This window comes from Burkholderiales bacterium, assembly GCA_036262035.1.
Classification (GTDB): Bacteria; Pseudomonadota; Gammaproteobacteria; order Burkholderiales; family SG8-41; genus JAQGMV01.
This window is the reverse complement of the sequence record DATAJS010000011.1, coordinates 1-13,723: the sequence shown is the minus strand read 5'-3', so window position 1 is coordinate 13,723 and position 13,723 is coordinate 1. Positions and strand designations below refer to the sequence as shown.

Here is a 13,723-nt window from a genome sequence, read left to right as displayed (position 1 = left end):
CGGTTACGAAAGAATCGCGCGGATGTCGCGAAAGCGCTCGCGCTCGCTCTTCTCCAGCGCGGGATCGGGCAGCGGCGTGAGCGGAACGGCGTGCGCGATCGCCGCCGCCTGCTCCGGGGTCCTGGTCATCGCGATCAGCTTGAGATTCGGAAAGACCGCGTGCACCGCGTCCGCGACCGTCTTGTCCGCGGCGAGATGCGGCGGCAGCGCGATGAACGTGGGACGGCGCTGCTTTCCGAGCAGGCTGTCGATGAGCTCGTTCATGTCCTCGTCGGACACCTCTTCGGTCGGCGGCCAGACCTTGGGGAACGCCGACTTGAGAACGCGGCGCACTTCCGCGACGATCGAGTCGAGGAACGCCTGGGTGCCCTGAGTCCCGGAGTTGCCCACGATCGGCAGCACTTTCCACGCGACGTTGGCGCTGAGACAGCACGCCTGGCGCACGTACATGAGCGGGGTGTAGTCGGTGCGCGAGCCGTTCACCGCGAACGTGCTCAGCGCCGGATCGGTCGCCGCGCTCGCCAGGCGGGCGGACGACTGCACGTCGATCCACCACGGCGCGATCAGGTCGAGCGCGGTTTCGATCGCCTGCTTCGCTTCGTCGCTGAGATAACCTTTCTTGTCGATCAGCGCGGACAGTCCCGCGGGTCCTTCGGCGAGCAGGCGTTTCGTCCACTCCGCGACGCCCGGCTCGTCGAACGGGATGCGCTTGATCTCGCTGCGCAGCGCTTCGCGCAACTGCCCGTAGCGCGTGCCGTCGTTCGCGACCCCGGACGCTTTGAGCTGCGCCACCAGCACGTCGAACGAGGCCGTATCGAGCGTCGCATCGACGAACTCCTTGCGTGCGCCGAGGAACTGCACCTCGCCGAACGCGAGCGGCTCCCATTCCTTGCGCTGCGCATACAGCGCCTGCGACCCCGCCCCGCGCAGCATCAGCACCAGCGGCAGCTGCTCGCCCATCCAGGTGCGCCAGCGCAGGATGCTCGCCTCGGTGTGCACCCACGGATACTTGTCCGACTGGATCGCGCGCTCGTTGAGCACGACCACACCGCCGTGGCACGCGCCGAGAAAATCGAAGAGCTTCTGGCGCCACGGATCGGCCGCGCGCAGGTTGTCGCGGTCGAAGAAGACTTCGAACTGCGGCGAGCCGTCGTCGGCCTTGACCGCGAGCAAGCGGTCGCGCAGGTCTTCCACGAAATCAGCGTCGGCTTTGAGGTCGCCGGCGCTGTGACTGAGGAAGACCTGCATCGCCATAGGCTAATCGCGAAGGAGCGCGAAGGTCACGACTGTGCCTCCGCTCGGCACGATGGCGCCGACCGCGCGCGTCGGGTTGCTGCCGCCCCGGCCCGACAGGATCGTCACGTACTGCACGCCCTGGTGCGTGTAGGTGATCGGCGGCGCATTGACGCTCGATCCGGTCTTCCAGCTCCAGAGCTGCTTGCCGGTGTCCTGGTCGAGCGCGAGGAACTCGCCGGTGAGCTTGCCGGTGAAGAGCACGCCGCCTTCGGTGCCCAGCATGCCGGCCGACGACGCGTAGTCTTCGAGCGGCGTCTTCCACAGCACCTTGCCGGTGAGCGGGTTCATCGCCATGTGATAGCCCGCGGGCTTCGGGAACTTCGAGCTGGTCTCGATGCCGGTGTAGCCCTGGCCGACCTGGAGCTCCGGGTCGACGAACTTCATCACGCGGATGAGCTCCCACGAGTTCAGGTACAGCGTTCCGGTCCGCTGGTTGTACGCGGACAGCGTCGCGTTCGTCGCGAGCCGCGGCGCGAGGTCGATCGTCTCGCCCTTGATCGCGCGTTCGAGCAGATCGGTGAGCACCGGACGGCCGGTCTTCAGATCGATGTGCTTCGCCCAGTTCTGCGCGACGAACGGATGCGCCGAGACGAGCTTGCCGTTGGTGCGGTCGATGACGTAGACGAAGCCGTTCTTGTTGACGTTGATCAGCACCTTGCGCGGCTTGCCGTCGATGCGCATGTCGGCGAGGATGCTTTCCGCCGTGCCGTCGAAGTCGAAGCTGTCGTTGGGCAGGTACTGGTAGTACCAGACGAGCTCGCCGGTCTTCGGCCGTATCGCGAGCACGCTCGCGGCGTACAGGCTGTCCATGCCGCCGCGATACTTCGGGTTGTACGGCTCGGCGTTGCCGGTGCCGATGTAGAAGAGATCGAGCTCGGGGTCGTAGGTGCCCGGCTGCCACGTCGCCGCCCCGCCGTACTTCCACGCGTCGGGAAAATCCTTGTGCGGCCAGGTCTCGGAGCCCGGCTGTCCGGGCTCGGGCACCGTCCAGAAGCGCCACAGCCGCTTGCCGGTGTCGGGGTCGTAGCCTTCGACGAAGCCGCGCGCGGTGCGATCGCCGCCCGCCATGCCCGAGATCAGCACGCCGTTGGCGATCGTCGGCGCGACGATGCCGCCGTAGCTTTCCTTCCATTCGGCGAACTTCTGCCTCCAGACTTCCTTGCCGGTCTTCATATCGAGCGCGACGATGTGCGCGTCGATGTTCTGCCGGAATAATTTTCCGTTGTAGATCGTCGCTGCACCGCGCATATACGCGCCGCCGGTCGTCACGCGCAGCGCACCCCGGTCGTAGGTCACCGGCGTGCGCCAGATCTGCCGGCCGGTGGCGACGTCGATCGCGTACGTCCAGTTGCCGTTCGCGACGTACATGACGCCGTTGTAGATCGTCGGCTGGGAGAGCTCGCCCATGTCGTTCGCGGTGCTGAAGCTCCACACCGGGACGAGCCGTTTGACGTTGGATCTGTCGATCTGTTTGAGCGGGCTCCACATCGTGAGGTTCGGGTTCATCCCGAACGCGAGCACGTGGTCGGTGTTCTTCGCGTCGAGCAGCTCCTGCGCGGTCTGCGCCTGCGCTTGCCCCCAGCATGCGGCGACGGCGGCCGCGATGATCCACTTCTTCATGGTCCCCTCCATGTGAGAGTGTTGTGGCTACATGCTAACGCAGTAAGATCGGGACAGGAGATAAGAGAAAAGAGTGAGGAGACATCTCGTGGCAATTTTCCGGACCGGGCTGGTCGTCGCGTGCGCGCTGCTCATGGCGCCGGTGCACGCACAAACGTGGCCGTCCAAACCCATCCGCATCGTGGTCGCCTCGACACCGGGCGGCGGCGCGGACTTCGTGGCGCGGCTGATCGCGCCCAAGCTCACCGAAGCGCTCGGCCAGCAGGTGATCGTCGAGAACCGGCCCGGCGGCGGGAGCACGCTCGGCTACGACCACGGCGTGCGCGCTTCAGCCCCGGACGGTTATACGCTGACGCTCATCACGCCGAGCTACAGCATCAACCCCAGCCTGCATCCGCTCAAGTTCGACGCCGCCACCGACTACACGCCGATCGTGATGATCGCCAAAGGCCCGCTCGTGCCGATCGTGCATCCGTCGCTTCCGGCGAAGAACGTGCGCGACCTCATCGCGATCGCCAGGGCGAAGCCGGGATCGATCACCTACGGGTCGACCGGTCCCGGCGCGATCATCCATCTCGCGACCGCGCTCTTCGAGAGCATGGCGCACATCCGCATGCAGCACATCCCCTACAAAGGCGGATCGGCCGCGATGGTGGACGTGATCGCCGGCAACATCTATCTCAACTTCGCGACGCCGCAGACGGGATTGCGCCAGTGGAAAGCCGGACGCGTGCGCGCGCTCGGCGTGACCAGCCTGACGCGGCTGGCGGCGGCGCCCGAGCTCGCGCCGATCGCCGAGCAGGGCGTGCCCGGCTACGAAGTCATCAACTGGCAGTCGCTGATCGGCCCCAGGGGCATGCCCAAGCCCATCGTCGATCGCATCAACGCGGCGGTGAACGCCGCGGTGCATGCGCGGGAGATGGAAGAGAAGCTGCAGGCCGACGGCGTCTCGCCTGCGGGCGGAACGCCCGAGCAGCTGCATGCGCAGATACTGAAAGAGATCGGGCAGTGGCGGAAGGTGATCCAGACCGCGGGGATCAAGGCTGAGTGACGGGGTCTGACCCGGCCTTATCGGGGTCTGACCCCGGTTTTCTAGTCCACCTTCATACCCGACGCCTGGATGATCTTCGCCGACCTCGCCACATCCAGCTTGATGTAATCCGCCAGCGCCTGCGGCGTCGTGGTCACGACGTCGAAGCCCTGCGTCGCAAAGCGCTGCCTGGCGTCCGGCTGCGCGAGCCCGCGAACAACCTCGGCGTTGAGCTTCGTCACGATCTCCGGCGGCGTCCCGGCAGGTGCGAGCAGCATGTGCCACGCGGCGACGTCGAAGCCCGGTAATCCGGATTCGGCGAACGTCGGAAATTCCGGCGCGGCCTGAGAGCGCTTGAGCGTGGTCACCGCCAGCCCGCGCACACGGCCGGAGCGGACGTGCGGCAGCGCGGTTTGCAGCGTGCTGAAGTACATCGAGACATGGCCGGCGATCGTGTCGATGATCGCGCCTGCGCCGCCCTTGTACGGCACGTGCACGATGTCGATCTTCGCCATGGAGGTGAAGAGCGCGCCCGAGAAGTGATTGCTGCTCGCGTTGCCGGCCGACGCATACGTGAGCTGCCCGGGATTCTTCTTCGCGAGCGCGATCAGCTCCGGGATGGTCTTCGCCGGTACGCTCGGATGCACGACGAGGATGTTCGGCCCCGACGTGAGCCGGCTGATCGGCGCGAAATCCTTCACGATGTCGTAGCCGGGCTTCCTGTAGAGCGTCATGTTCGCGGTGTTCGCGCTGCCGCCGACGAGCAGCGTGTGCCCGTCCGGCGCCGCGCGCGCGACATACTCCGCCGCGATGTTGGTGCCGCCGCCGGTGCGGTTCTCGACGATCACCGTGCCGCCCAGCAGCTCCTGGAGCTTCTGCGCGGTGGTGCGCGTGACGAAATCCGAGCCGCCGCCGGCGAGATAGCCGGTGACGAGGCGCACCGGGCGCTCGGGATAGGTTTTCTGCGCGAGCGCATTGCCGGCGGTCAGCGCGAGCAGCGCCGCCGCCATCGTCGTTATCGGGCTCATGACCTCCTCCTCTTGTATCATCGGGAGGTTAGCAAACAGGAGAGACTCATGGGCACCGACGAACTCGGCGTCAGCATCGAAGGCCACATCGCAACGGTCGAGCTGCGCCGTCCGCCGAACAACTTTCTCGATATCGATCTGATCGGCGATCTCGCCACCGCGCTCGAAGCGCTCGACGAGGACAAGAACGTCCGTGCGATCGTGCTCGCCGCGGCGGGCAAACACTTCTGCGCCGGCGCGAACCTGAAGAAGCGCCTCGACGACCAGGCCGCGGGCCGCCCGCTGCCGCCGCCGGGGCGCCATCTCTATCACGAGGCGCAGCGCCTCGTCGCGACCAAGAAGCCCATCGTCGCCGCGGTGCACGGCAGCGCGATCGGCGCGGGCCTCGGCCTCGCGCTCGTCGCCGACTTTCGCGTGACGTGCAAGGAAGCGCGGCTCGCCGCCAACTTCTGCGCGATGGGTTATCACCCCGGCTTCGGCATGACCGCGACGCTGCCGCGCATCGTCGGCCATCAGAAAGCGAAGTGGCTGTTCCTCACCGGCAAGCGCATCCCGGGCGAAGAGGCGTATGCGATGGGACTCGCCGACCGTCTCGTGCCGCAGGAGGACGTGCGCAAGGCCGCGACCGAGATGGCGCTGGACATCGCGAAAGCCGGCCCCCTCGGCGTGCAGGCCGCGCGCGAGACGCTCAACCTCGATCTCGTCCCGGCGTTCCGCGCCGCGACCGAGCGCGAGATGTTCCAGCAGAACGTGCTGCGCGAGACGAACGACTTCAAGGAAGGCGTCAAAGCCGGGTTCGATCGGCGCGAGCCTGTGTTCACCGCGACTTAGGGCGATCGTCATTCCCGAACCGCGATAGCCGACGCGTCGCGTCGTCCCGGACCTGTCCGCGATAGCGGACTCGATCCGGGAGCCATTTTGAATTTAACGTTCATAATGGATTCCCGCCTTCGCGGGAATGACGCTGGCTGTCGGTCAGCCGTTCACCAGCCCCAGCACCTTCTCCAGCCGCTGCCGGTGCGTCTTCGGCGCACCGAGGCAGTGGTACAGCGATCGCGACATGCGGGTGTGCAGCGTGAGCCCGTACTCGCGCATCACGCCGATCCCCGCGTGCACCTCGTGCGCGTAATCGCAGGCGCGCATGTAGCTCTCCGATGACACCGACTTCGCCACGTGCACCGATGACGCGGCGTCCATGCCGCTGTCGAGCTTCCACAGCGCTTCGTACGTCGTCCAGCGCGCCGAGTCGAGGAAGTTGACCATGTGGATGAGGTGGTCCTGCACGCGCTGGAAGCGCCCGATCACCTGCCCGAACTGGGTGCGCTCGCGCGCGTAGTTGAGCGACAGGTCGAACACCGCGCGGCAGCCGCCGACCTTGTACGCGCACAGCACCGGCGTCACCGCGATCAGCGCGCGCTCGATCTCGTCCGCCGCCGCGCCGCCCTGTCCGATGAGATCGGCGCCTCTCACGTGCGCGTTGTCGAACACCACTTCCGACATGCCCGCGATGAAGCCCGCGAGCGGACGGACCGTCACGCCCGGGGTTTTCGCGTCGACGCGGAAGAGGCTGATGCCCTCGCCGCCTTCGATGCGTCCGACGACGATGAGATCGGTCGCGCGCTCGGCGTCGTGCACGAACACCTTGGTGCCGTTGAGCACGAAACCTTCGCGCTCGCCGCGCGCTGCGAGCTTCACGCCTTGCGAAGACCAGCCGTATTGCGCTTCGGTGAGCGCGAGCGCGAAGACGCGCTCGCCGCTGGCGATCAAGGGCAGCCACGCGCGCTTCGCTTCCTCGGTCGCGCTGTCGAGCAGGATGCGCGCGCACAGCACCGCCGACGAGAAGAGCGGTCCGGGCACCGGCCCCGCGCCGAGCTCTTCGAACAGCACCGCGACGTCGGTCGCGCAATTGCCCGTGCCGCCGTACGTCTCGGGTATCGCCATGCCGGTCCAGCCGAGCTCCGCCATCTGCGGCCAGATGCCCTGCATGAACAGCTGCGGCTTGCGATCGATCTCGAGCAGCGCTTCGCGGCTGCACGAGCCGCGCACGAAGTCGCGCGCCGAGTCCTGGATGAGTTGCTGGGTATCGTTGAGTGATAAATCCATGTCGCCGCCAGTGTCCGAGTGTTTCGTCATCCCGGCGTACGCCAGGATCCATTCGACGCGTAAGCGTCGTCCTGGCGAAAGCCAGGATCCATTTTGAATTCAAAGAATCAAAATGGATTCCGGATCGCGTCTTCGACGCGTCCGGAATGACGATGCTTTATCGCAACGTTCCCGCCTTCTCCTTCTCCCGCCCGCCGATGCCGAGCCTGCGCGAGATGACGACTTTCTGGATGTCGGTCGTCGCGCCCGGGTGCAGCGCCGTGATCGCGTCGCGCTGGAAGTACTCGATCGCGCCTTTGAGCGGGCCCCACTTCTCGTCCTTGGTCAGCACGCACGGCCCGGCGATGCGCAGCATCTTCTCGGCCATGTCGAGCCCCGAGAGCTTGCGCCGCAGGCTGTACTGCGCGCCTTCGTACGAGCGCGGCTGGCCGGTGTGCGCGAGCCAGTGGTTGCGCAGCGCGAAGAGGCGCGTGATCTCGGCTTCGATGTAGAGGTCGACGATCTCGGCTCTGGCGCCCGCGTCGTCGCAGATCGCGTATCCGTCGCGGCGGTCGCGGCACATCTCGATGAAGTCGTAGATCACGCGCCTGTCGGCGAGCCTGCCGGTGCCGCCGTGCTCGACCTCCAGGTGCGTGGTCGCGACTTTCCAGCCGTTGTTCTCGCCGCCGACGAGGTGATCGGCCGGCACGCGCACGTCGTCGAAGAACACCGCGTTCTTCACGCCCGAGCCGCTGCCCGCTTCACCGCCGGTCGCGAGGAGATCCATCGGCTGCACCGTGATCCCCGGCAGGTTCATGGGGATCATCAGCCACGACAGGTTCTTGTGGCGCTCGCCCTTGGGATCGGTCACGACGATCGTCCACGAGTAATCCGCGCCGTGCGAGCTGCCGACGAAGATCTTCTGGCCGTTGACGCGATAGACGTCGCCGTCGCGGACCGCGGTCGTCTTCACGCCCGCGAGATCGGACCCCGCGCTCGGCTCGCTCAGCAGTTGCCACGTGCGCACTTCGCCGCGGCAGATCGGCGGCAGGAAACGCTTCTTGTGCTCGTCGGTGCCCCACACCAGGATCGTCGGCGCCGCCATCTTGCCGCCGGAGTCGTAATAAGGGGGGAGCGCCAGGCCGACGCGCGAGAGCTCGTCGTGCAGGATCACCACTTTCTCGGCGGACAGGTCGCCGCCGCCGTACTCCACCGGCATCGACGGGTAGAGCCAGCCTTTCGCGCCCAGCTTGCGGCCGAGCGCGCGTCGGATCTGATACTGCTCGTACGACATGTCGACCGGGTCGATCGCGTGCTCGAGGTTGTCGGGCACTGCGGTCGCGAGGAACGCGCGGACCTCGTCGCGAAAAGCGCCCTGCTCGGCCGAGTCTTCGATTCCGAAGTTCATTTCAAATCTCCTGTTACAGCGGCACCATGCCCATCCACCACATCGTCGTCTTGCCCACGTCGAAATCGTACTTGCGCACGAAAGTGAGCTTGCCGTCGTCGCCGATGCGGAACACCGACGGCCCGGCGGGGATCGTCTTCACCGTGTCGCCTTCGCGCACGTCGACGGGTAAGTTGTGCTGGGCAACGAGCAGCCGTCCCGAGGGATCGATGTGGAAGGTGCGCGGATGGATGCCGCGGGTCTCGATGTGCTGGATCGGCCTGGGCTCGCCCGTCGACTGGTTGATCTCATAGACGACGATGCTGTTCTCGCCGCCCTTGAACACCTTGCGGCCGTTGAAATCCACGGTCTCCTGCGCGCGGTTCGAGCCGTAGAGGAAGCGACCGTTCGGATGCACGTGCACCGCGCTCGCCGCCTGCCGCGCGCGGATATTCTTCGGCTCGGCGAGCGTCTCCGCGCGATACGCGATGTCGGGCGCGATCTTTCCGCCATCCATCCTGTAGGTGTACATCTTGTTCTGCGTCTCGATCAGCAGGTACATCCACGGCTTCGAGGGATGGAAATCGAGGTGGCGCGGGCCGAAGTTGCGGCCGCCGTCGGGCGCGATCGTGGTGAGATTGGAAAGCACGCCGTTGTTGTACTCGTACACTTTGAGGAAGCCCGGATCTTCGGGTTTCTCTTTGGTGCCTTCGTTGCCGCGCGCGACGAGCACCGCGTGCTTGTTGTCGGGCGTGACGCGCACCTGGTGCGCGAAGATGGCCGCATCGATCGGGCCCGGCTGCTTCACTTCCTCGCCCGGCGTGAAATCCTTGTTGATGCGATAGACCCGCAGTGCGCTCGGGTTGTTGAATGCGACGAGGATGTTCTGCGACGGGACGTCGGTCGTCATGTGGATGGGGCGCGTGGGCAGCTTGATCGGCTCGCCGTGCTGAGTGAGCGTGCCGGTCGCCGGATCGATCCTGAACGCCGTGACGTGATGCTCGGTGCCGGCGGGGCCGTAACCCGACGCGCTGCTGCTCGTCGCGACGTAGAGATACCGGCGCGACGCATGCGGCCACGCGTACTGCACGCTCGCCGGCAGCTTCACGCTGTCCTTGCGGGTGAGCTCGGCCTTGTCGACGTCGACGTCGAAATGGATGAGCTCGTTGCCGACGTTGGCGTAGAGCGCGACTTTCTGCGGGCCCTGCCCGGCTTCGACGACGCACGGCATGGCAAGACTGCCGGCGACCAGCGATGCGAGAGTGATGCGATTCATGGCAACCCTCCTTGTCGATCAATAACTGCGGGCGGGCGGCAGGTTCTTCTGATGCGCCGACTTCTTCGGGTCCCACGCGCGCGCGCGGGCGACCTCTTCGTTGATGGCGGTGCCCCAGCCCGGACCTTTGGGCGTCGAAATATAGCCGTTGAGGATCTCCGGCGTGTGCGTGACCAGATCGTCCTTCCACGGCACGTCGTCGACGTCGATCTCCATGATGCGCACGTTGGGCAGCGAGGCGCACAGCGACGCGCTCATGAACGTCGACAGATGGCTGTAATGGTTGTGGGGCGCGACGTTGTTCTGGAAGGTCGCGGCGAGGTCGCCCACTTTCTTGCCCTGGACGATGCCGTTCCACGGCACGTCGATCATGTAGACGTCGGCCGCCTTGCGCTCGAAGAACGGCAGGTATTCCTTCATGTGGATCAGCGTCTCGCCGGTGCAGATGCGCGTGGAGGTCGACTCCTTCACTTCGCGCACCGCGTCGGGATCGGGAGAGTCGATCTCGAGCCAATGGAGATTGAACGGCTCCAGCGCTTTCGCGATGCGCTTCGCCGCTTCGGGCTTGAAGTGGAAATTGAGATCGAGGTTGATGTCGAAGTCGGGGCCGACCGCGTCGCGGATCGTGCCGATGTGCTTCTCGATGTGGCCGATCAGCCAGTTCGGCGCCCACTCGTCGTTCGGCCCCATCGAGCGGTCGAAACCGCTGAACCACGTGCCGCCTTTGCCCGGCAGCACGATGTTGGTCTTCAAAGCGGTGTAACCGCGAGACACCACTTCCTTCGCGAGCGCGGTGACGTCGTTCCACGATTCGATCGGCGGCTTGCCGACCATCTCGTGATGGCGCACACGCGTCGTGCCGCAGTGCGACCAGTAGAGGCGCACGCGGTCGCGCGTCGGCCCGCCGAGCAGCTCGGTCACCGAGATGCCGAGCGAGCGCGCCCTGATGTCCACCAGCGCGCACTCGATGCCCGCCATCGCGCGCGCCGCGATGCCGCCGGGGCTGGAGCGGAACGTGCGGTGCATATCGATGAAGCGCGCTTCGTACGCGCGAGGGTCCTGGCCGACGAGGATGCCCGAAAGGTCGCGCACCGCACCGCACACTGCGTTCGGCACGCGCGTGTCCGAGCATTCGCCCCAGCCGGTGATACCTTCGTCGGTCTCGACCTTGACATACGTCCACGCGCGCCAGCCGCCGTCGACGACGAACGTCTCCAGATTGCTGATCTTCATGCCCCCTCCCGTAAATCCGGGTCAGAGTCACATTTTCCGAAATGTTACTCTGACCCGGATTATCAAACGAAGCCGACGATCCCCGCCGCGGCGCCGCCGACGAGCACCCAGATCGGGCCCAACCGCGTCCTCGACACGAGCAGCACGGTCAGCGCCGTGAGCACGTAGCCGCGCCAGTCGTGGTTCACCGCCGGCACCAGGATCCACGCGCTCGAGAAGATGAGGCCGATCGTGATCGGCGTGAGTCCGCGCCGCACGGCGACGCCGAAGGCAGCTTTCGGATGCCTCGCGTAGAGCTGGGCGATGACGAGCGTCAGCGAGAACGACGGCACGACGACCGCGAACAGCGTCGCGACCGCGCCGGCCCAGCCCGCGATGTGCCACCCGATCAGCGGCACGTACATGACGTTCGGTCCCGGCGCGATCTGCGCGAGCGAGTAGAGCTGCGCGAACTGCGCGCTGGTCATGTACGCGTGCAGCTCGACGACGTAGCGGTGCATCTCCGGCAGCACCGACGGCGCGCCGCCGACGGCCAGGAACGAGAGCATCATGAAATAGAGGCACAGCGCCGCGAGCTCGGACAGGCTCATGTGCGCCCCCGCCACGATGCATAGATCGCGAACGGCGCGAGCACGCCGACCACCGCGAGAAACGGCCAGCGCAGCACGCCGACGCCGACGAAGGTCAGCGTGACGAACACCCACGGCAGCCACCGCCGCTGGAGCACGACCACCATGCGCGAAGCCATGGCGATGAGAAGCCCGACGGCGACCGCCGACATGCCGGTGAGCGCCGCGTGCACGATCGGCATCTCGCCGAACCGGCGGTGCAGGAAACCCAGGGTCATGATCACCGCGAAAGGCAGCGTGAGAAACCCCGCCAGCGCCGAGAAAGCGCCGCGCACGCCGTCGAATCGATAGCCGATCAGCACCGCGAGGTTGACGCCGTTGGCGCCCGGCAGGAGCTGCGCCAGCGCGAGGATCTCGACGAATTCGTGCTCCGAAAGCCAGCGATGGCGCTCGACGATCGCGCGGCGCGACCAGAAGAGCGCGCCGCCGAAGCTCGCGAGCGTGATGCCGGTGAAAGCGAGGAAGAGATCGCGCGCGGAGATGCGCGGAGGATGGCCGTTCTGTTCTTGCATGGTCCGGGTGCTGGGTGAACATTCGTATACCATGCGGTGGTTCCATCGAACAACGATACGGAGGAGGAATGTCGGTTTTCGCTGTACGTTCGGCCGCGGCGGCGGTCGCACTCTCGTTTTGCGCAGCTGCGGTTTCGGCGCTCGCCGCCGATGCTTCTTATCCCACGCGCCCGATACGGCTCATCGTGCCCTACCCGCCCGGCGGCTCGACCGATCCGACCGCGCGCGCGTACGGCGGCTGGCTGTCCGACAAGTTCGGCGTGCCGGTCGTCATCGACAACCGTCCCGGCGCCGGCGCGACGATCGGCCATGCGCTCGGCGCCAAAGCGCCGCCCGACGGTTATACGCTGCTGCTCGGAACGTCGGCGGGCCTCGTGGTGAGCCCCGCGTTCGGCACCAAGCTCGCGTACGATCCCATCAAGGACCTCGCGCCGATCGGCGTCGGCGTCTACGTGCCCTTCCTGCTGGTCATCCATCCGTCGGTGCCGGCGAAGACGGTCAAGGATCTGGTCGACCTCGCGAAATCCAGGCCGGGCACGATCAACTTCGGCTCGCCCGGCACCGGCACGCCCAACCACCTCGGCATGGAGCTGCTCAAGGCCCTGACCGGCGCCGACTTCGTGCACGTGCCTTATAAAGGCGGCGGGCCCGCCACCGTCGATCTCGTCGCCGGACGGATCCAGGCGATCTTCGGCAGCATCCCGCAATGGCAGCCGTTCCTCGCCAACGGCAAGGTGCGCGCGGTCGGCGTCGGCCATCCGAAGCGCGTCAAGTCGATGCCCGAGGTGCCGGCGATCGCCGAGACCTATCCCGGCTTCACCAATACGAGCTGGTACGGCCTGCTCGCGCCGGCGGGAACGCCGCCCGCGATCGTCAACAAGATCAACGCGGAGATGACGCGCGCGGCGCAGAACCCCGAGTTCATCAAGCACATCGAGGGCATCGGGCTGGAGATCGCCAGCAGCACGCCGAAGGAGATGAGCGATCTGATCCGCAGCGAGCTCGCGCGCTGGACCAAGGTGATCAAGGCGGCCGGTATACGCACGGAATAGTGACGCGTCGTCGGACGCGTCATCCCGGACCGTGCGCGCCAGCGCACGCGATCCGGGATCCATCCTGACTTCCTTGGGACTTCAACATGGGTCCTGGCGTACGCCAGGACGCCGATCCTTGCGCGCTTTATCTCTTTTTCGTCTCGACAGCCTGGCGACAGGCAACGCGCGCGTTTAAGGCGTAACCTCCGCGTCCCAAACTCATAAGGACGCCGCCATGTTCCGCCCTCTTACACGCCGACTCCTCACCGCCTGCGCGCTTGCCGCGCTCATGCTGGTCGCCGCCTGCAGCCGCCCGTTCTCCCGCGACGACTTCACGACCGCCGTCATGGGCAAGTCCGAACAGGAGGTCATGACCGCCATCGGCAAGCCGGCGTCGGTCAAGGAAGACGACGCCGAGCACGCCACGTGGACCTACTCGCGCCAGACGTTCGACCTGAACAACCAGAACCGGATGGATTCGACCGCGACCGTGATCTTCCAGGGCCCGGCCGGCAAGCGCTACGCGACGAAGGTCGATTTCAGCTGACGCGGCCGGCAGGCCGCGCCGTCCCGGACGCGCGCGCGATAGCGCGCGC

The 13,723-nt window shown here is 66.4% G+C and carries 13 protein-coding genes; 4 read left to right on the top strand and 9 right to left on the bottom strand.

Translation table 11 applies throughout. The features are described from left to right. Positions 1 to 3: 3 nt before the first annotated feature. Positions 4 to 1,254: a toll/interleukin-1 receptor domain-containing protein gene (locus VHP37_13905; GenBank protein HEX2827439.1), complete on the bottom strand. Its 1,251-nt coding sequence runs from the start codon at positions 1,252 to 1,254 to the stop codon at positions 4 to 6. Positions 1,255 to 1,257: 3 nt separating this feature from the next. Next, entirely contained in the window at positions 1,258 to 2,916 is a 1,659-nt protein-coding gene (locus VHP37_13900; GenBank protein HEX2827438.1) for a PQQ-dependent dehydrogenase, methanol/ethanol family, read from the bottom strand. An 88-nt stretch (positions 2,917 to 3,004) separates the two neighbouring features. On the opposite strand from VHP37_13900, the gene VHP37_13895 reads away from it, so the two are divergent. Continuing rightward, on the top strand, positions 3,005 to 3,967 hold the full coding sequence (locus tag VHP37_13895; protein ID HEX2827437.1) for a tripartite tricarboxylate transporter substrate binding protein: 963 nt from the start codon (positions 3,005 to 3,007) through the stop codon (positions 3,965 to 3,967). 41 nt (positions 3,968 to 4,008) lie between these two features. Here the strand turns inward: VHP37_13895 and VHP37_13890 are convergent, their stop codons facing one another. Further along, positions 4,009 to 4,974, bottom strand: coding sequence for a tripartite tricarboxylate transporter substrate binding protein (locus VHP37_13890; protein ID HEX2827436.1), 966 nt, complete (start codon positions 4,972 to 4,974; stop codon positions 4,009 to 4,011). Between the two features lie 48 nt (positions 4,975 to 5,022). Here VHP37_13890 and VHP37_13885 point away from each other — a divergent pair, with 48 nt between their 5' ends. Further along, a complete protein-coding gene (locus VHP37_13885) occupies positions 5,023 to 5,805 on the top strand; it encodes an enoyl-CoA hydratase/isomerase family protein (GenBank protein ID HEX2827435.1) in 783 nt (260 codons plus the stop codon). 144 nt (positions 5,806 to 5,949) lie between these two features. Here the strand turns inward: VHP37_13885 and VHP37_13880 are convergent, their stop codons facing one another. The 6 genes from VHP37_13880 to VHP37_13855 all read right to left on the bottom strand — a co-directional run bounded on the left by VHP37_13880 (position 5,950) and on the right by VHP37_13855 (position 12,093). Beyond that, entirely contained in the window at positions 5,950 to 7,077 is a 1,128-nt protein-coding gene (locus VHP37_13880) for an acyl-CoA dehydrogenase family protein (protein ID HEX2827434.1), read from the bottom strand. Between the two features lie 157 nt (positions 7,078 to 7,234). Beyond that, complete coding sequence (locus tag VHP37_13875; GenBank protein HEX2827433.1) at positions 7,235 to 8,464, bottom strand: acyl-CoA dehydrogenase family protein; 1,230 nt, start codon at positions 8,462 to 8,464, stop codon at positions 7,235 to 7,237. A 13-nt stretch (positions 8,465 to 8,477) separates the two neighbouring features. Further along, the gene (locus VHP37_13870; GenBank protein ID HEX2827432.1) at positions 8,478 to 9,719 is read right to left on the bottom strand and encodes a beta-propeller fold lactonase family protein; all 1,242 of its coding nucleotides are present in this window, start codon (positions 9,717 to 9,719) and stop codon (positions 8,478 to 8,480) included. A gap of 18 nt (positions 9,720 to 9,737) precedes the next feature. After that, complete coding sequence (locus tag VHP37_13865; protein ID HEX2827431.1) at positions 9,738 to 10,952, bottom strand: mandelate racemase/muconate lactonizing enzyme family protein; 1,215 nt, start codon at positions 10,950 to 10,952, stop codon at positions 9,738 to 9,740. 62 nt (positions 10,953 to 11,014) lie between these two features. Next, positions 11,015 to 11,542, bottom strand: coding sequence for a chromate transporter (locus tag VHP37_13860; protein ID HEX2827430.1), 528 nt, complete (start codon positions 11,540 to 11,542; stop codon positions 11,015 to 11,017). Then, the gene (locus tag VHP37_13855; GenBank protein HEX2827429.1) at positions 11,539 to 12,093 is read right to left on the bottom strand and encodes a chromate transporter; all 555 of its coding nucleotides are present in this window, start codon (positions 12,091 to 12,093) and stop codon (positions 11,539 to 11,541) included. Before VHP37_13855 ends, VHP37_13860 begins: the two co-directional genes overlap by 4 nt. Positions 12,094 to 12,161: 68 nt before the next feature. Here VHP37_13855 and VHP37_13850 point away from each other — a divergent pair, with 68 nt between their 5' ends. Then, on the top strand, positions 12,162 to 13,145 hold the full coding sequence (locus tag VHP37_13850) for a tripartite tricarboxylate transporter substrate binding protein (GenBank protein HEX2827428.1): 984 nt from the start codon (positions 12,162 to 12,164) through the stop codon (positions 13,143 to 13,145). 217 nt (positions 13,146 to 13,362) lie between these two features. Next, the gene (locus VHP37_13845) at positions 13,363 to 13,674 is read left to right on the top strand and encodes a hypothetical protein (GenBank protein HEX2827427.1); all 312 of its coding nucleotides are present in this window, start codon (positions 13,363 to 13,365) and stop codon (positions 13,672 to 13,674) included. Positions 13,675 to 13,723: the final 49 nt, after the last annotated feature.